This is a genomic window from Variovorax paradoxus, assembly GCF_040544635.1.
In the GTDB taxonomy this organism is placed as follows: domain Bacteria; phylum Pseudomonadota; class Gammaproteobacteria; order Burkholderiales; family Burkholderiaceae_C; genus Variovorax; species Variovorax paradoxus_R.
This window is the reverse complement of sequence record NZ_JBEPKJ010000010.1, coordinates 16,038-32,694: the sequence shown is the minus strand read 5'-3', so window position 1 is coordinate 32,694 and position 16,657 is coordinate 16,038. Positions and strand designations below refer to the sequence as shown.

Below are 16,657 nucleotides of genomic sequence, written 5' to 3'. Positions count from 1 at the left end.
ATCAGTTCGCGATGTCCGCCCCGCGCTCAGCCAGCAGGCCGCGCAGCAGCGAGCGATGGCAGCGTGACTCGTCCTCGCAATAGCAGCCCACGGAAAACGCCGCGGCGTGCGAGAGTGCCGCGAGCAGGTCGAGGCTGCGGCTCGCGTCGGCCTCGGCCATCTCGGCCTTGTACTTGCGCATGAAGGCATTCCATTGCGCGGGTGTCTCCGCTTCCTGGCCCAGCTTCATGGTCTCGGCCGAAGGCGCGAGATTCGGGTACCACACGTCGTACCAGTTCTGCGAGGCGAATTCGGTCTTCGGAACACCGCGCGGCGGCCGGCGTACGGTGCCGATGCGCAAGCCCTCGCCACTGGCGCGTGGTGTGCCCAGGCGAACGATGCGAATGCTCATGCAGGTCTCCTTTTTTTTATGACGGGCTTCAGGTGCCGACGATACCGCCGTCGCGGCGGCGAATCGCCAGCGTGGCCGAGCGCGGGCGTGCGCTGCCGGGCACGGTGCCGTCGGGCCATGCACTGGTCGGCGTTCCGTTGCCGTCGTCGCGCGATTCGCCCGGATGCTGGATGTTGACGAACAGCGTGCGCCGGTCGGGCGTCACCACGCAACCCGTCACCTCGCTGCCATTCGGTGCGGTCAGAAAACGCTTGATGCGGCCCGTCGCCGGATCGGCACACAGCATCTGGTTGTTGCCGAGCGAGGCATAGGGCGGTTTGCCGATGAGCTGCCCGCTCATGTCGGTCTGGATCCAGAGCAGTCCGCCGCTGTCGAAGTGCAGGCCGTCGGGGCTGCCGAAGATGTCCGCATCGCCAGTTGGATAGCGCGCGCCGCTGTCCGTTTGCGCGGGGTCTCCGGCGAGCGCGAAATGGTCCCAGGCAAAGCTGGTACTGGCGGCATCGCCGCCGTCCTCCCGCCAACGCAGGATGCCGCCGAAGAGATTGCCGGCGCGCGGATTGGCGGCATCCGGGGCGGGCTTGCCTGGGTCGCCGCGCTGGCTGTTGTTGGTGAGGGTCATGTACACCTCGCCCGTCCGCGGATGCACCGCGATCCACTCCGGGCGGTCCATCCGGGTGCCGCCCACCACGTCGCCCGCGAGTCTTGCGTGAACCAGCACCTCGGCCTGGTCGGCGAAGCCGCCCGCCGCATCGAGGCCGTTGCGCCCGTGAACGAGTTCCAGCCATCGGCCGCGGCCGTCGGCGTCGAAGCGGGCGACATGGAGCGTGCCTTCGTCGAGCAGGCGGCTGTTGGCCGCAGCGCCGCCGCCGGCCGAAACCTTTCCGTGGCTGACGAACTTGTAGATGTATTCGAACCGTGCGTCGTCGCCCATGTAGACGACGACGCGCCCATCCCTGGCGAGCGTGCAGGTGGCGCTTTCCTGGCGCTTGCGGCCGAGCGCCGTGCGCTTGATCGGCCTGGCCGTGGGGTCGAAGGGATCGATTTCCACCACCCAGCCGAAGCGGTGCGCCTCGTTCGGATGCCGGCTCAGGTCGAAGCGTTCTTCGAAGCGCCAGTATTCCACCCATTGCGAACCCGGCACCGTGCCGTAGCGGCGTTGCGCGGGCGTCATGTCTTTCGCGGCCTCTTTCGGGCCGCCGAAGTAGCCATGAAAGTTCTCTTCGCAGGTCAGGTAGGTGCCCCATGGCGTCACGCCCATTGCGCAGTTGGCGAAGGTGCCGAACACCTCGTCGCCGGCCGGATTGGCGGCGGTGCGCATCAGCGGTGCGCCCGCGGCGGGGCCGGCAATGCGCATGGGCGTGTTGCCGTGCACGCGCCGGGCATAAGGCGAGGGGCGCACCTGGCGCCAGCCTTCGCGCGTTCGCCGGATCTCGATGACCGAAACGCCCATCGCATGCAGCGACTTGCGCACCTTCTCGGCGGTCCACTCCTTGATGCCGTCGGCATGGAGCAATTGCTCGTCGCTGTACTCGTGGTTCATCACGAGCAGGGCGCGATCTTCGGCCGGCAGCGCAAAGAAGTGCATCCCGTCGTGGTGCATGCCCGCCTGCAACGCCTGGTCGGCCGCGCTGTGGGAGCCATCGGGCGCGAAGGCCGGCATCGGGTGGCCCTTCACGCCGGTGGGTGTACCCCACGGGTAGAGCAGTTGCCATTCGTATTCCGGCGGCACCACCACGGCGTCGCGCAGCGAAGCGGGCACGGCGGTGAAGCCGAGCCCGGCAGGGTTGTCCCGGTTGGGAGACGCGCAGGCGCCACTTCGGTGGAGCAGCGCCACCACGGCGGCGGCACCCGATTGCAGAAAAATCCGGCGATCCAGGGACATGAGTCGAAGGAAGTGTTGGGTAGGCGACAGGCGCCATCATCGCCGAGCGCCTGCATCGGGTGATACTGGCGCGAAGAAACCGAAGGAGACATGCAAATGGCCGACCGGATCGAATGGACCCGCCACCCCGACGGCGTGGTGGAACTGCAGCTTGCACGCGCCGACAAGATGAACGCACTCGACCCCGCGATGTTCGACGCGCTGATCGACGCGGGCGAAGCCTTGCGCGGCGACACCGCAGTACGCGCCGTGGTGATCTCGGGCCAGGGCAAGGCGTTTTGCGCCGGCCTCGATATGGCCTCTTTCGAGCGCATGGGGCAGGGCGCCGCAAGCGCCGTGCTGGGGGCAGCCGCTACCGGCACCGATCTCTCCGACCGGACGCACGGCATTTCGAACGCAGCCCAGTACGTCGCAATGGTCTGGCGCGAAGTGCCGGTGCCGGTCATCGCGGCTGTGCACGGCGTGGCTTTCGGCGGCGGCCTGCAGGTGGCCCTGGGTGCCGACATTCGCATCGTGGCGCCGGACACCAGGCTTTCGGTGATGGAAATCAAGTGGGGCCTGGTGCCCGACATGGGCGGCATGGTGCTGATGCGCGAGCTGGCCCGCAGCGACGTGGTGCGCGAGCTCACCTTCACTGGGCGCATCTTCTCGGGCGAGGAAGCGCTGCAGCTCGGCTTCGCCACCCGGCTGGCGGCCGACCCGTTGACGCAAGCGCTTCAGATGGCGCACGACATCGCGGGCAAGAGCCCGGACGCCATCCGGGCGGGCAAGCGCCTGCTCAATGCCTCGCTGTCGCACAGCGCGGCCGATCTGCTGATCGCCGAATCCGTGGAGCAGCGGGCGTTGATCGGCAGTGCGAATCAGACGGAAGCGGTGCAGGCCAACATCGAACGACGCCTGCCACGGTTCGGCGCGGCGGTCTGAACCCCGGTTCCGCGCGCGTCCGAAGCACGGCATTTTTTGCCTTTTTGGGCCTAAAAGTCGCCAAATCGCGACATGACACGACGCATGTGTAAGAATTAAGTATCCTTATTTTGAGGGCTGTCACAAAGGACAAAGATGACCTTTGTGTGACGAAGGTCACGTCTTGCTTGGGAATAAGGGTCGGGAAGGGTGGCTGATTCAGTCACATTCCTTAACAATTAATCCTTTTGACTGCGACGGCGATCCTGCATGTCGACCACGTTTTTCTGCAACCTCAGCGTGCCCATCCTGGTGGGTGAGGATCGCTACAAGTACATCCCCGTCATCGGCGTTTTCCGAAGCATTCCGTTCGAACAAATAGACGAGTGGGTGATGCACCCCGATGGCAGGCCCCGCAGCGACCGCGAGTTGGCGGCCGAAGTTCTTGTCGAGATCCGCAGATCGCCCGAAAACAGCGGGCAGGAGGTTGCGCGCCCCTTCGAAGTGGCAGACATCCTGCAGTTGGACCGCGCGGCCGCAATCGTCGTGTCTACCTATCTCGCGGCATTGCCCCGCGTCTGACGGCCCCGCAGCGGGTTCATCGCATCTGCTGAATTGCAGCAGCCTTGTTGCCTGGCCCTAGTGCCTGCCGCGCGCGTCTACCGGCCAGATGGCCACCAGGGTGTCGCCGTCGACCACGTGGTAAGCGTCGTGCAGGTTGACCGTCGGGTCGCAATGCGGCGTGACGAACTCGACACGGTCCCCCAGCGCGGGCCGTGCGCCCGCGAACAGCAGCTTGCCATGCTCGTCGCCGAAGAATGCGTAGCGGCTCGCCGGGTCGGCGCCGCGAGCCACCAGCGGCACGCCGCTGTCGGTGGCGAAGCACTTGGTGCCGCCGTCGACCGTGACCCAATCCGCCGCGTTGGTGCTCACCACCGCCGTCTGCACGAACAGGGACACTTCGAAAGGCGAGGGCTGCCCCGCGCCGCCGAGCACTTGGGTGTATTCCGCGTCCATGAAGACATAGGAGCCCGCCTGCAACTCGGTGAACGCGTCGCGCTGCGAATCCAGGTCGTGGGTGCCGGTGCCCGCGCCCGTGACGATCTCGAAATGAATGCCGCTGCGCCTGGCATCCGCCACGATGCGTGCAACGGTTTCGCGCAGGCCGGCTGCCGCGGCGCTGCGCCGTTCCCGGTCGGTAATGTGCTGCAGATTGCCGGCGTAGGCCTGCAAGCCGCGCAGCTTGAGGCGCGGTTCGGCCGCGATCTGGCGCGCGAGCTCGAGCACTTGCACTTCGCTGGCAGCGCCGGTGCGGTTGTAGCCCGCGCCGTAGTCGACCAGCACTTCGAGCGGATGCGGCAGGCCGAGCGTGGCGGCCGCAAGGTCCGCGGCGTTGCGCGGGTCGTCCACCACCACCATCATGCCGCCGGGTCCCGCGAGCCTCGCAAGCTTGACCACCCGCGCGATCTTGCTCGGGGTCACGGCGGGCGAGGTGATCAGCACGTCGGGAATACCGGCCTTGACCATGACCTCCGCCTCGCCGAGCGTGACGCAGCTCACGCCGATAGCTCCCGCGGCCACCTGGCGCCGGGCGATCTCCACCGACTTGTGCGTCTTGACGTGCGGCCGGAGGCCGACGCCGCGTGCCTTGGCAAAGGCCGCCATGCGCTCGATGTTGCGCGCGAGGGCGCCCAGGTCGAGCAGGAGCGCGGGCGTATCGAGCGACTGCCGGCCGCCGGCAAGGCCGATCAGCGGCGTGTTGACTTGCGTGGAGTGCGTATCGGTGAGCATGAAAAACCTTTGTATGCAGAATTCGGAATGCGCGCGCCGAGCACGATGAATGGCGAAATGATCGCACCGAAATGCCGCCGGCGGTACCTTGCGCACCGACTCGAGAGGAGTGTCTCTCAGTCGCCTCGAGACGGCATCCTGTGCCCCGAACGCCTGAGCGCCAGCCACCAGAGCAGCGCTGCATTGATGGCCCAGCCACCCGCAAGCAGGAAGAGCGCGGTCTGCGCAACCCCTGGTGCCAGGTCGAGCGTCAGCAGCGCCAGCGACCAGGGGAGCGCGCCTGCAATCGCTGCCAGCATGGGCACTTCGCTTTCCGGATACGCGGCCGACGAAACGACGCAGACCACGCCCGCGGCCGAATAGGCGAGCGCGCCAATGCGCCACCAGGAGGGGAAGAGCGGCCGGGGGTCAGCTGTGTCCATACGGCGAACGATTGCAGGACTTCGGGGTGAATTGCGACAGCCACCCGCGCGAAGCGATGTAAGCCTTCAGGCGACGCCTCGCCCAACCAGGAAACCAGGGAACGCCGCGAGCGCGGTCGTCAGGTACCTGCCTTATTTGCCGTCGGTCCGCGTTGCTTCAGTCAGCGCCACCGATACGCACTCCAGCGCAATGGCCAGCGCCGTGAGGGTGGGCAATCCGAAGCCCAGCCTGAAAACCAGCGGATCGTCTGCGAACCACGCACCCGGTGCTACGCGCGTGCTGTATTTGGCCAGCGTCGCGTAAAAGCGTTCGACGGCGGCGGCGTCGAAGACCTCGCGCTTCAGCCGCACGCAGCACAACGCCCCGGCGTCCGGGCGCACCCACTCGATGTGAGCGGGATGGCGCGACACCCAGTTTTCGACGACCTGCAGGTTTTGCGCGAGGAGTTTCCGTCTCTCGCCGATGATTCGGTCGCGTTGCCTGAACACGGCCAGCGCGAGTGCCTCGTCGACCGGCGAGCACGAGATCACCGTGCTGAACTTCGCCGTCACCAGCGCCTGGCGCAGCGCGGTGTCGCGCGTGATGGCCCAGCCGATGCGCAAGCCCGCCGAGCCGTGGCACTTGGACAGCGAGGCCACCGAGATGACCTTGGGCCCCAGGCTCGCGGCGCTTGGCGCCGGGATGTCGTCGCCATAAGCCGCCTCGCGGTAGGTTTCGTCGACCACCAGCCAGGCTTCGGGCGCATGCTCGGCCAGCATCGCGACGATCTCGCGCAAGGTCTGCGCGGGAATCGCAACGCCCGAGGGGTTCTGCGGCGAGGCGAGGCTCACCACTTTTGTCTTCGGCGACAGCAGCTTTCGCAGCGCATCCAGGTCGACCCGGTAGCCCGTGTCGAAGCCGAGCGGCAGCGCGCGCGTCACTGCGCCGACGGCGGCCAGCGCATTGCGCGCCAGCGGAAACACCGGCTCGGCCACGACGGCTTCGTCGCCTGCCTGGCACAACGTGAAAGCGATGAGGAAGAGGGCGTGCATGCCGCCGACCGTGACCACGACGTCATCGGCGTCGACCCCGCTTTCGTTCGCAATCTGCCGGCGGAGCTCCGGGTTGCCCGCCGCTGTGCCGTAGTCCAGCGAAAAGTCGGCGTCGTTGCCGAAAGCCATGTCGATCAGCTCCGAGAGCCGCACGCTCGGGCCCACGCTTTCCGCGAGGTCGAAGCGGGGCGCCTTGCTGACCAGGGAGATGATCTCGTTGTCAGGAAACCGTGCCATGTGCTGCTGCTTGATCCGTTGTTGTCGCTGGCACTCATGTTGCAGATTCACGGGTCGCGATAACAGCCACAATTTCCTGAAATTAGGTGCAGTACAGTTGCGTGCCGTGTCGTCCACGCAAGCAGGAGCCATCCGTGTCGCAGTCCCCCCGGTTTCGCTATGAAGAAGTCGCCGATTTCGTCGCCGGCCTGGCCGGCCGCGGCGCGCTGCAGCCCGGAAAGCGGGCGCCGTCGCTGCGCGAGATCAGCACGCAGCAGCGCACCAGCCTCAGCACAGCCGTGCAGGCCTACCGCCTGCTCGAAGACCGCGGCATTCTCGAAGTGCGGCCGCAGTCGGGCTACTACGTCGCCAAGGCGCCGCCCGCATTGCCCGTGCCCACGACCACGCGGCATTCGATCCGGCCCGCCAAGGTGGAGTTGTCGGGGCTCATGCTCGACCTGCTGGAGAACGCGTCGGACGAAACCCTGGTGCCGCTCGGCTGCGCCATCCCGAACCAGCGCCTGCTGTCTTCGTCCAAGCTCGACCTCGTTCTTGCGCGCACGGCCCGCGTGAAGGGCGGGCAGTGCAACACCTACTCGCCGCCGCGCGGCGAGATGTCGCTGCGCCTGGAGATTGCGCGGCGCGCGCTGCGGTTCGGGCAGGCGCTCTCGCCGGACGACATTGCCATTACCTGCGGCTGCACCGAAGCGCTGGCGCTCGCGCTCGACGCAGTCACGGAGCCCGGCGACACCGTCGCCATCGAGTCGCCGACCTACTTCGGACTGCTGCAGGTCCTGCGCGCGAAGAAGCTCAAGGTGGTCGAGCTGCCGACCGATGCCAATACCGGGGTGGATGTCGATGCACTGCGCGACGTCGTGGCCTCGGGCAAGGTGCGCGCCTGCGTGCTGGCATCGAGCTTCAGCAATCCGCTCGGCTGCACCATGCCCGAAGAGAACAAGCGCGCCGTGCTGCGCCTGCTGGCGAAGCACGGCGTGCCGCTGATCGAGGACGATGTTTATGGCGACGTTCATTTCGGGGAAGAGCGGCCCCTGCCTTTCAGCGCGCTCGACACGCACGACAACGTCATCTATTGCGGCTCGTTCTCCAAGACGCTCGCGCCGGGCTACCGCATCGGCTGGATCGTGACCGGCCGCCACATGGCGCGAGTGCTCGAAACCAAGTTCGCGACGAGCCTTGCGACACCGGTGCTGACGCAGGTGGCACTCGCCACCTTTCTCTCGAACGGCGATTACGACCGCCACCTGCGCCGCATCCGGCGCGAGTTCGCCGACACGCTCGGCCGCATGACGCGCGTGATCGAGCAGGCCTTTCCTCCGGGCACGAAGGTGTCGAGGCCTGCAGGCAACTTCGTGCTGTGGCTCGAGCTGCCCGAACCGGCGGACACGCGGCTGCTGTTTGCGCAGGCGCTGGAGAAGGGGATCTGCTTCGCACCCGGCGTCGTGTTCTCGGCCAGCGGCAAATACGCAAACTGCCTGCGCCTGAGCGGAGGCCACGGTTGGGACGCGCGGATCGAGAAGGGCCTGCGCACGCTCGGCGCCATGGCCTGCAAGGCGTTTGCGGGCCGGAGCCTCAAGCCATGATTTCAGTCCATCTTCACGGCCAGCGTTTCCAGGTTCGGGCCGCCGCAATCATTCTTCATGCCGGCCATGTACTCGTGCACCGCGCACCGGGCGACGCTTACTGGGCCTTGCCGGGCGGCCGGGTCGAAGTGGGCGAGGAGGCGTCGGCAACGATCGTTCGGGAGATGAAGGAAGAGCTCGGCGAGGAAGTCGAATGCGGCGAGCTTCTCCACATTGCGGAGAATTTTTTCGACCTTGCCGGTCAGCGCAATCACGAGATCGGTTTCTACTTTCTCGTCTCGCTGGCCGACACTTCGGGCCACCTGGACAAGGCACGGATCTACCGGGGCATCGAGAGCCACCTGGACCTGGAGTTTCGTTGGTTCCCGGTCACGGAGCTTGCGGCCATCAACCTGCGGCCGACTTTTCTTCCAGCCTCTCTGGCGGCCAATCCGCCGGTTTTTTCCCACGCCGTGCAGCGCGAGTACCCATGATGGTTCGGGTAGAGCGCAAGCTATAGGCTCAGCTCTTCGCGCTGCCAGACCCGAGGCGCGCGAAGGCATCGGACAGGCAGTCCACGAACACCCGGATACGCGACGAGAGCTGATGCCGTTGCGCGTAGACGGCATGGATGTCGGCGTTGGGCGTTCGGTATTGCGGCAGCACCTGCACGAGGCGGCCGCTTGCCAGATAGCGCTCGATGTCCCACTCCGCGCGCATCACGATGCCATGCCCGTCGAGTGCCCAGCGCACCGCAATCTCCCCATCGTTGGTGGTCAGCGCGCCGCGGACCTTGATGGTTTCGGTGTGTTCGCGGCGGCCCTTTCCGCTCGACAGGCGCCACACCCCATAGGCGTCGTTGCCCTGGCGAATGCCGATGCAGTCATGGCGCGCCAGATCGCTGGGCACGACCGGCATTCCGCGCTGTGCCAGGTACTTCGGCGAGGCGCACAGCAGCCGCCGGTTCGGCGCCAGGCGTTTCGCGATCACCCTCGCATCCGGCGGCTCGCCGAAGCGGACGCAGACGTCGAAGGCATCGTCGGTCAGCGGCGGCGGGTCGGCGGACAACTGCAATTGCACCTCGACGTCGGGGCACAAGCGGCTGTAGCGTGAAATCACCGGCGCCACGTGCATGCGGCCGAAGCCCAGCGTCGCGTTCACGCGCAGCAGGCCTTTCGGCGACCCCCGGCCCTTGGCCAGGAGCTGGTCGAGGTCGTCGAGCTCGCCGAGGATGCGGCGCGCATGTTCCAGGAACACCTCGCCCTCGGGTGTCAGGCTCATGCGCCGCGTGGTGCGGTTTACTAGCGGCATGCGAAGCCGTTGCTCCATCAGGGACAGCCGTTTGCTCACCGCCGGCGTGGACACGCCCAGATTACGCGCCGCGGCGCTCAGGCTTCCGCCCGTGGCGATCTGCACGAAGAAGCCCAGTTCGGAGGGCTGGATGCCTTGGCTCATGGTTGAAGCGATTGTTGACTTGCGGTTAACGATGGATTCACTTTAACCGTGTGATGCCGTCGAGTGCAAACGACAGAATCGGCTGAACCATTCAAAGGACCGCGGCGCAAATGAAGACGTACAAGATCGCAACCATCCCCGGAGACGGCATCGGCAAGGAAGTCGTGCCCGCCGGCCAGCAGGTGCTGGAAGCCCTGGCTTCGGCAGGCGGCAGTTTCAAATTCGAATTCGAGAACTTCGGCTGGGGCGGCGACTATTTCCGCGAGCACGGCGTGATGATGCCGGACGACGGGCTCGATGCGCTGCGCGGCAAGGACGCCATCCTGTTCGGCTCGGCGGGCGATCCGCACATTCCCGACCACATCACCCTCTGGGGCCTGCGCCTGAAGATCTGCCAGGGCTTCGACCAGTACGCCAACGTGCGCCCGACGCGCATCCTGCCCGGCATCGACGGGCCGCTCAAGCGCTGCGGACCGGACGACCTCAACTGGGTGATCGTGCGCGAAAACTCCGAAGGCGAATACGCCGGTGTCGGCGGCCGCGTGCACCAGGGCCACCCCATCGAAGCCGCCACCGACGTGTCGATGATGACCCGTGCCGGCGTGGAACGCATCATGCGCTTCGCCTTCAGGCTGGCGCAGTCGCGGCCCCGCAAGCTCCTCACGGTCATCACCAAGAGCAACGCCCAGCGCCACGCCATGGTGATGTGGGACGAGATCGCGCTGCAAGTCTCCAAGGAGTTTCCGGACGTGACCTGGGACAAGGAACTGGTCGACGCATCGACCGCGCGCATGATCAACCGGCCGGCCTCGCTCGACACCATCGTCGCCACCAACCTGCATGCCGACATCCTCAGCGATCTGGCCGCCGCACTCGCGGGCAGCCTGGGCATCGCGCCGACCGGCAACATCGACCCCGAGCGCCGCTACCCGTCGATGTTCGAGCCGATTCACGGCTCTGCTTTCGACATCATGGGCAAGGGCCTCGCCAACCCGGTCGGCACCTTCTGGTCGGTCGTGATGATGCTGGAGCACCTGGGCGAGGCCGAGGCCGCCCGGCGTGTCATGCAGGCCGTCGAGGCCGTGACGGCCGACCCGACGCTTCACACACGGGATCTCGGCGGCACCGCCACCACCGCGCAGGTCACGCAGGCTGTGTGCGCGCGGCTCGCATAAAGAACATCCATTTCAAACCGCAACCGCAAGAAGAACGGCGCAGACCGTCAGCAGGAGACAAAGACATGAAGCAACCATTCGCCATCGGGCGCCGCACCCTGACGGGAACCGCCTTCGCGGCTCTCGGCCTTTCCATCGCACCCTGGGCCGCCGCCCAGGAGCCATGGCCGGCCAAGCCGATCAGCCTGGTCGTGCCTTTCCCGTCCGGCGGCACCACCGACGTGTTGGCGCGCGCGCTCGCCGATGCGCTGTCCAAGAGCCTGGGCCAGGCCGTGATCGTGGAGAGCAAGCCGGGCGCCGGTGCCACGCTCGGCGCCGACTACGTGGCCAAGGCCAGGCCCGACGGGTACACGCTGCTGATGGGCGCGGTGCACCACACCATCGCCACCAGCGTCTACAAGAAGCTTCCGTACGACTTCCAGAAAGATCTCGTTCCCGTCACCACGGTGGCAATGGTGCCGAATGTGCTGGTGGTCAACGCTTCGCTCACGCCGGCCAAGTCGGTGGCCGAACTGGTTGCCCTCGCCAAGGCATCGTCCAAGGAGATGGCCTACGGCTCCAACGGCAACGGCACCGCGCAGCATCTCATCGGCACCCAGTTTCAGGCCAGCACCGGCGTGAAGCTGCTGCACGTGCCCTACAAGGGGAGCGGGCCGCTCACGACCGACCTGCTGGGCGGACAGGTGGACATGTCCTTCGACACCATCACGCCGGTGCTGCAGCACATCAAGGGCGGCAAGCTGCGCGCGCTGGCCGTCACCACGGCCAAGCGTTCTGCCGTGTTGCCCGATGTTCCGACGCTCGACGAGGCCGGGCTGAAGGGCTTCGACATCGGCACCTGGTTCGGCGTGCTGGCGCCGGGCGGAACGCCCAAGGACATCGTTGCGAAGCTGAACACCGAGATGGTCAAGATCATCAAGTCGCCGGACTTCGCCCAACGGATGCAGGCGATCGGGGCAGACCCGATCGGCGACAGCTCCGCCGAGATGGCGGCCCGGATTCGCGAGGAGACGACGAAGTTCGCCAAGCTCGTGAAAGAAGGCAAGGTTTCGGTCGAGTAGATACTGCCGAAACCCTCAGGCCTGCTTGCGCATCGCGAAGCAAGCTCCCGCCACCAGGATGAAGGCCCCGATGATGACCTTCTGCCAGGTGCTCGGCACGCCCGCCAGAATCAGCACGTTGTTGATCAGCGTGACCAGCACCACGCCGAGCAGCGTGCCGCCCACGGTGCCGCTGCCGCCGGTGATACGCGCGCCACCGAGGATCACGGCTGCGATCACGTCCAGTTCGTTGCCCACCAGGTCGAAAGGGTTGGCCAGCCGCGTGCTCGACACATGCACGATGCCCGCGAGGCCCGACAGGAAGCCCGCGTACGCGAACACGAAGACGTGAACGGTGCGCAGGTTGTAGCCCAGCCGCTCCGCGATCGCCAGGCTGCCGCCAATGGCGTACACCGCGCGGCCGATGAGCGTGCGGTTCAGCAGCCACCAGGTGAGTACCGCCGCGCCGGCCAGCACCAGCACGGTGGCCGGCAGCACCGCATGCAGGCCCTGCGGCGTGTCGAAGCGCCAGAGCGCGAGCTTGCCGAAGGCGTCCATCGGCAGCGGCACGTTCATGAAGAACACGGTGCCGACGAAGGTCAGCAGAATGCCGCGGTACAGATACTGCGTGCCGATGGTCACGATCAGCGAAGGCGCCTTGAGCCAGTGCACCAGCAGGCCGTTGAGCACGCCCAGCAGGGCACCGCTCACCGCGCCTGCCACCAGCAGCAGCGCAATCGGCGCTTCCGGAAAGTAGTTGAGCACGAGCTTGGTGATGCTGTACATCGTGAGCGCGGCAATCGCCGCAAACGACACGTCGATGCCGCCCGCGGCCAGCACGATCAGCACGCCGAGCGCGAACAGGCCCAGCACCGTGCAGGCGCGCACGATGTCGAACAGTACCGGCAACTGGAAGAAGCTCGGGTTGATCGCACCCACTACCAGGCTCACCAGAACGATCAACGCCAGCGTGAAGACCGAGGGGCGCTGCGCGAGCCAGTGGCGCCAGGACGTGTGCGTGCGGGGCTTGGGGGCCGTGGGCACAGCGGTGGTGTGCGCTTGCATGGTGGAAGCCGTCATGAGAAAGCGGGTGAGGGTGTGTCGGAAACCAGCGCGCGGTACAGCTCGCTTTCGGCCAGCCCTTGCGCATCGAAGTCGTGGGCGATGCGGCCCTTGCGCATCAGCAGGATGCGGTCGCAGTTCTGCAGCAGCTCCTGCAGGTCGTCGCTGACCAGGATCACGCCCAGCCCCTGTTCGGCCAGGCGCTGCACGATGCGGTAGATGGTGTCCTTGGAGCCGACGTCCACGCCTACGGTGGGGCCGTGCAGTATCAACACCCGCGGATCGATGGCGAGCCAGCGCCCGATCAGCACGCGCTGCTGGTTGCCGCCCGAGAGCGACTGCACCGGCCGGTCCACGTCAGGCGTGGCGATCTGCAGGTCCGCCACCGTGCGTTCGGCCAGCGCCTGGCACTGGCGCGCATCGAGTGCGCCGAAGCGGCCGCGCAGGCGGCTGAGCACGGCCGTCACGATGTTGTCGCGAATCGGCTTGTCGAGAAAAAGGCCTTCGCTGAGCCGGTCTTCGGGCACATAGCCGATGCCCTGGCGAATGCCGTCGGCCGGTGTCTTCAGCGTGATGGCCTTCGACGCGAGCGAGATGCGGCCGCGGTCCGCGGCCTGCACGCCCGCGAGCGCCATCGCCAGCTCGTTGCGGCCCGAATCGAGCAGCCCGGTGATGCCCAGGATCTCGCCCTTGTGCAATGTGAAGCCCACGTCGCTGAACTGCGTACCGCGGCCCAGCGCCTCGACCTTCAGCAGCGTGTCGCCGTCGTGCGAGCGGTGGCGGTAGCGTGCGCCGTCGAGCTGCTTGCCGGTCATCCAGTGCGAGAGTTCGGCCTTGGTGAAGTCCTTGATCGGACCCTGTGCGACCTTGGTGCCGTCGCGGAACACGATGGCCTGGCCGCCCATGGCCATGCACTCGTCGAGCTTGTGGCTCACGAACAGCACTGCCACGCCCTGTGCACGCAGCGCCTCGACCACGTGCACGAGGTTGTCCACCTCCTTCTGCGTGAGCGAAGTGGTGGGCTCGTCCATGATGACCATGCGCGCGCGCGTGGCCACGGCCCGCGCAATGGCCACCAGTTGGCGCGTGGCGATGGGCAGTTCGTCGACGCGGCGCGCCAGGAAGGCGGCATCGGTCGGCAGCTTCACCGTTTCCAGTGCGCGCACGGCCGTGGCCGCCACCGCCTTGCGGTCGAAGCGGCGCGCCAGCTTGCCGCCGGTATTCACCAGCTGCTCGCTGAGCGCGACGTTTTCGGCCACGTTCATGTTCGGCAACAGCGACAGGTCCTGGTAGACCGTCTCGATGCCGAGCGTGAGCGCCTCCAGCGGCGACAGCGCATCGTGCGGCGTGCCGTCGATCACGATGCGGCCCTGGCTCGGCGGCTGCGCGCCCGAGATGATCTTGATCAGCGTGCTCTTGCCGCAGCCGTTCTCGCCGAGCAGGTGGTAGATCTCGCCGGCCTCGATCGTCAGGTCGATGCCGCGCAGCGCGTGCACGCCCGCGAAGCGCTTGTGCACGTCCTGCACTTCGAGAAAGACGCGGCGCCCCGCCGGCGCGGCCGGGAAATGCGGGACGGGCGGGACAGGCGCGGCGGGCGTAGAGAGCGCTGCAAGGGTCATGGTTCGCAGGCTCAGAAGGCGTACTTCTTGTAGTTCTGCTTGTCGACCTCGACCCAGGCCTGGCCCGTGACGATGATGCCGACGCCCGGGCCCTTCTTGACCGAGACCTTGTTGTAGCCCGGCACGCCCATGTCGGCGCCGTCGGTGATGGTCTTGCCGTCGATCAGCATCTTGGCCGCCTTGTTCATGACGAGGCCGGCGTCCTTCGGATCCCAGAAGGCGATGCCGCCGACCGCGCCCGACTCGAGGAACTTGGCTGCCTCGCTCGGCAGCCCGGTGCCGAAGACGCAGACCTTGCCCTGCAGGCCGGCTTCTTCCACGGCGCGGCCGATGCCCAGCACGTCGAGCGACGACGAGCCCTGGAAGCCCTTCAGGTCGGGGTGCTTGCGCAGCATCTCCTTGGCCTTGCCGTAGGCCTTCTCGGCGTCGTTGAGCGATTCGTTCTTGGCGTCGACCAGCGCCATCTTGGGGTACTTCTTCGCGTTGGAGGCGCCGCCGTCGGCCCACTGCACCTGCGACTGGCTGCCCAGCGAGCCGACCAGCGAGGTCCACTTGCCCTGCTGGCCCATGCAGGCCGCGAGCCGCTCGTTGATGCGCGCGCCGTAGGCCGTGTTGTCGAAGGCCTCGATGTCGACCATGGTGTTCTTCTGGTTGTCGGCTTCGTGCGTCACGACCTTGATGCCGCGCTCCATCGCGCGCTTGAGCACCGGCTCCAGCGTGGGCGGGTCCATCGAGACCACGGCGATGGCGTCGACCTTCTTGGCCACCAGGTCTTCCACCAGGCGTTGCTGCTGCGCCGCGTCCGACTGGGCCGGGCCGATCTGGCGCGTGGTCACGCCCGGCGTGCTTGCGCCGAATTCCTTCACGCCCACTTCCATGCGGTTGAACCAGCTGATGCCCGTGATCTTGACCACGGTGACGATGTCTTGCGGCTTGCCTTGCGCATGCAGTGCCGAGGCGAAAGCCACGGCGGTGAGTGCGAGCGCGGTGCAGGCGAACTTGGTTTTCTTCAGCATTTGTTTGTCTCCTAGCCCTCGGGATTTCTTTGCGTCACGCCAGGAGGGAGCTGGTGCGGCGGTGCGCTGGAGCGCGTGGTGGAAAGAAAGACGCGCAAGTCCTGCAGGCCGAAGCGCCCGTACGCCAGGAAGAACAGCAGCAACAGGCCCCAGGCGCAGTCGCGGAAGAAGTTGGAAATGCCCAGCAGGTTGAAGGTGCTCGACAGCAGCTGCAGTGCCACCGCCGAGAAGAACAGGCACACCATGCGTCCGTAGCCGCCCTGCGGCCGCACGCCCGCCATTACCGTGATGAGGATGGCGATCAGCAGGTAGGAGTTGCCGTAGTCCGACTTCACGCTCGCGGTGCGCGCGGCGATGATCACGCCGGCCACGGCCGCGAGAAATCCGCACAGCGCATAGGTTGCGATCAGCATGCGGGCCTGCGAAATGCCGGCGTAGCGCGCCGCCTTGGCGTTGGTGCCGAGCAGGAACAGGCGGATGCCGAAGGGGCTCTGCCGCAGCAGCCAGCCGACGGCCAGCAGCATCGCGAGGAAGATCACGAACGGAATCGGCACGCCCAGCACCATTTCGTTGCCGATGGCGGAGAGCGCCTCGGCATTGCCCACGCGCAGGCTGGAGCCGCCCGTGAGCACCACGGCCAGGCCGGTGTAGAGCAGTTGCGTGCCCAGCGTGCAGAGAATCGGCGTGAGGCCCGCCTTCGCGATGAGCACGCCGTTGAGCAGCCCGCCGGCCAGCCCCACCGCCAGCGCAATGGCGGCGAACCAGCCGGTGTAGAGCCAGGGCGACACGTCGGGCGAGGCCAGCTGCGGTGCGAGCGTGGCGGCCACCACGCCGGCCAGGTTGGCCAGCGCCACGCCCGACAGGTCGATGCCGCCGTTGCCCGAGATCATCGACAGCGCCACGCCCATGGCCAGCAGGCCCAGCTCGGGCAACTGGCCCCCCATAGACTGGAAGTTGTAGACGTCGAGGAAGTCGCCCTTGGAGAGCACCGTCGCCACCACGAGGATGAGGACGTTGATGCCGACCAGGAAGTTGAGTTCGCGGTCTGAAAACGTGAGCTTCATGAAGAGAGT

The 16,657-nt window shown here is 66.8% G+C and carries 16 protein-coding genes; 6 read left to right on the top strand and 10 right to left on the bottom strand.

All coding sequences use genetic code 11. From position 1 onward, the window contains the following. Position 1: 1 nt before the first annotated feature. Both ABIC94_RS17375 and ABIC94_RS17370 read right to left on the bottom strand, forming a co-directional pair. Positions 2–391 (bottom strand): DUF488 domain-containing protein, encoded by a 390-nt coding sequence (locus ABIC94_RS17375; protein WP_354374247.1) that lies wholly within the window; start codon positions 389–391, stop codon positions 2–4. Positions 392–419: 28 nt separating this feature from the next. Beyond that, complete coding sequence (locus ABIC94_RS17370; protein ID WP_354374246.1) at positions 420–2,273, bottom strand: PhoX family protein; 1,854 nt, start codon at positions 2,271–2,273, stop codon at positions 420–422. Positions 2,274–2,369: 96 nt separating this feature from the next. Between ABIC94_RS17370 and ABIC94_RS17365 the strand changes: the two genes are divergently transcribed. Next, on the top strand, positions 2,370–3,197 hold the full coding sequence (locus ABIC94_RS17365) for a crotonase/enoyl-CoA hydratase family protein (protein WP_354374245.1): 828 nt from the start codon (positions 2,370–2,372) through the stop codon (positions 3,195–3,197). 249 nt (positions 3,198–3,446) lie between these two features. Beyond that, positions 3,447–3,758: a hypothetical protein gene (locus tag ABIC94_RS17360; protein ID WP_354374244.1), complete on the top strand. Its 312-nt coding sequence runs from the start codon at positions 3,447–3,449 to the stop codon at positions 3,756–3,758. 57 nt (positions 3,759–3,815) lie between these two features. Here the strand turns inward: ABIC94_RS17360 and ABIC94_RS17355 are convergent, their stop codons facing one another. The 3 genes from ABIC94_RS17355 to ABIC94_RS17345 all read right to left on the bottom strand — a co-directional run bounded on the left by ABIC94_RS17355 (position 3,816) and on the right by ABIC94_RS17345 (position 6,658). After that, positions 3,816–4,967: a DSD1 family PLP-dependent enzyme gene (locus ABIC94_RS17355; RefSeq protein WP_354374243.1), complete on the bottom strand. Its 1,152-nt coding sequence runs from the start codon at positions 4,965–4,967 to the stop codon at positions 3,816–3,818. Positions 4,968–5,083: 116 nt separating this feature from the next. After that, on the bottom strand, positions 5,084–5,389 hold the full coding sequence (locus ABIC94_RS17350; RefSeq protein ID WP_354374242.1) for a hypothetical protein: 306 nt from the start codon (positions 5,387–5,389) through the stop codon (positions 5,084–5,086). A gap of 132 nt (positions 5,390–5,521) precedes the next feature. Continuing rightward, the gene (locus tag ABIC94_RS17345) at positions 5,522–6,658 is read right to left on the bottom strand and encodes a pyridoxal phosphate-dependent aminotransferase (protein WP_354374241.1); all 1,137 of its coding nucleotides are present in this window, start codon (positions 6,656–6,658) and stop codon (positions 5,522–5,524) included. A gap of 134 nt (positions 6,659–6,792) precedes the next feature. Between ABIC94_RS17345 and ABIC94_RS17340 the strand changes: the two genes are divergently transcribed. Next, positions 6,793–8,238, top strand: a complete 1,446-nt coding sequence (locus ABIC94_RS17340) for a PLP-dependent aminotransferase family protein (protein ID WP_354374240.1) — start codon at positions 6,793–6,795, stop codon at positions 8,236–8,238. Continuing rightward, complete coding sequence (locus ABIC94_RS17335) at positions 8,235–8,711, top strand: NUDIX hydrolase (protein ID WP_354374239.1); 477 nt, start codon at positions 8,235–8,237, stop codon at positions 8,709–8,711. Before ABIC94_RS17340 ends, ABIC94_RS17335 begins: the two co-directional genes overlap by 4 nt. Positions 8,712–8,739: 28 nt before the next feature. On the opposite strand, the gene ABIC94_RS17330 is transcribed toward ABIC94_RS17335, so the two are convergent. Next, positions 8,740–9,672: a LysR family transcriptional regulator gene (locus ABIC94_RS17330; protein ID WP_354374238.1), complete on the bottom strand. Its 933-nt coding sequence runs from the start codon at positions 9,670–9,672 to the stop codon at positions 8,740–8,742. Positions 9,673–9,782: 110 nt separating this feature from the next. Between ABIC94_RS17330 and ABIC94_RS17325 the strand changes: the two genes are divergently transcribed. Next, positions 9,783–10,847, top strand: a complete 1,065-nt coding sequence (locus ABIC94_RS17325) for a tartrate dehydrogenase (RefSeq protein WP_354374237.1) — start codon at positions 9,783–9,785, stop codon at positions 10,845–10,847. A gap of 65 nt (positions 10,848–10,912) precedes the next feature. After that, positions 10,913–11,908 (top strand): Bug family tripartite tricarboxylate transporter substrate binding protein, encoded by a 996-nt coding sequence (locus ABIC94_RS17320; protein WP_354374236.1) that lies wholly within the window; start codon positions 10,913–10,915, stop codon positions 11,906–11,908. 15 nt (positions 11,909–11,923) lie between these two features. Here ABIC94_RS17320 and ABIC94_RS17315 read toward each other — a convergent pair whose 3' ends face one another. Genes ABIC94_RS17315 through ABIC94_RS17300 form a run of 4 tightly spaced genes read right to left on the bottom strand, consistent with a single transcriptional unit; the run spans position 11,924 to position 16,648 of the window. Beyond that, a complete protein-coding gene (locus ABIC94_RS17315) occupies positions 11,924–12,967 on the bottom strand; it encodes an ABC transporter permease (RefSeq protein WP_354374235.1) in 1,044 nt (347 codons plus the stop codon). Then, complete coding sequence (locus tag ABIC94_RS17310; RefSeq protein ID WP_354374234.1) at positions 12,964–14,568, bottom strand: sugar ABC transporter ATP-binding protein; 1,605 nt, start codon at positions 14,566–14,568, stop codon at positions 12,964–12,966. The genes ABIC94_RS17315 and ABIC94_RS17310 overlap by 4 nt, the downstream gene beginning before the upstream one ends. Before the next feature lie 11 nt (positions 14,569–14,579). Beyond that, entirely contained in the window at positions 14,580–15,584 is a 1,005-nt protein-coding gene (locus ABIC94_RS17305; RefSeq protein WP_354374233.1) for a substrate-binding domain-containing protein, read from the bottom strand. An 11-nt stretch (positions 15,585–15,595) separates the two neighbouring features. Next, a complete protein-coding gene (locus ABIC94_RS17300) occupies positions 15,596–16,648 on the bottom strand; it encodes an ABC transporter permease (protein WP_354374232.1) in 1,053 nt (350 codons plus the stop codon). Between the last annotated feature and the right edge of the window lie 9 nt (positions 16,649–16,657).

Excerpts from the sequence above, each read along its gene's own strand:
- ABIC94_RS17330 (WP_354374238.1), bottom strand. The coding sequence starts at position 9,672 with ATGAGCCAAGGCATCCAGCCCTCCGAACTGGGCTTCTTCGTGCAGATC.
- ABIC94_RS17300 (WP_354374232.1), bottom strand. The coding sequence starts at position 16,648 with ATGAAGCTCACGTTTTCAGACCGCGAACTCAACTTCCTGGTCGGCATC.
- ABIC94_RS17310 (WP_354374234.1), bottom strand. The coding sequence starts at position 14,568 with ATGACCCTTGCAGCGCTCTCTACGCCCGCCGCGCCTGTCCCGCCCGTC.
- ABIC94_RS17315 (WP_354374235.1), bottom strand. The coding sequence starts at position 12,967 with ATGACGGCTTCCACCATGCAAGCGCACACCACCGCTGTGCCCACGGCC.
- ABIC94_RS17375 (WP_354374247.1), bottom strand. The coding sequence starts at position 391 with ATGAGCATTCGCATCGTTCGCCTGGGCACACCACGCGCCAGTGGCGAG.
- ABIC94_RS17360 (WP_354374244.1), top strand. The coding sequence starts at position 3,447 with ATGTCGACCACGTTTTTCTGCAACCTCAGCGTGCCCATCCTGGTGGGT.
- ABIC94_RS17335 (WP_354374239.1), top strand. The coding sequence starts at position 8,235 with ATGATTTCAGTCCATCTTCACGGCCAGCGTTTCCAGGTTCGGGCCGCC.
- ABIC94_RS17320 (WP_354374236.1), top strand. The coding sequence starts at position 10,913 with ATGAAGCAACCATTCGCCATCGGGCGCCGCACCCTGACGGGAACCGCC.
- ABIC94_RS17355 (WP_354374243.1), bottom strand. The coding sequence starts at position 4,967 with ATGCTCACCGATACGCACTCCACGCAAGTCAACACGCCGCTGATCGGC.
- ABIC94_RS17365 (WP_354374245.1), top strand. The coding sequence starts at position 2,370 with ATGGCCGACCGGATCGAATGGACCCGCCACCCCGACGGCGTGGTGGAA.
- ABIC94_RS17350 (WP_354374242.1), bottom strand. The coding sequence starts at position 5,389 with ATGGACACAGCTGACCCCCGGCCGCTCTTCCCCTCCTGGTGGCGCATT.
- ABIC94_RS17345 (WP_354374241.1), bottom strand. The coding sequence starts at position 6,658 with ATGGCACGGTTTCCTGACAACGAGATCATCTCCCTGGTCAGCAAGGCG.
- ABIC94_RS17325 (WP_354374237.1), top strand. The coding sequence starts at position 9,783 with ATGAAGACGTACAAGATCGCAACCATCCCCGGAGACGGCATCGGCAAG.
- ABIC94_RS17370 (WP_354374246.1), bottom strand. The coding sequence starts at position 2,273 with ATGTCCCTGGATCGCCGGATTTTTCTGCAATCGGGTGCCGCCGCCGTG.
- ABIC94_RS17305 (WP_354374233.1), bottom strand. The coding sequence starts at position 15,584 with ATGCTGAAGAAAACCAAGTTCGCCTGCACCGCGCTCGCACTCACCGCC.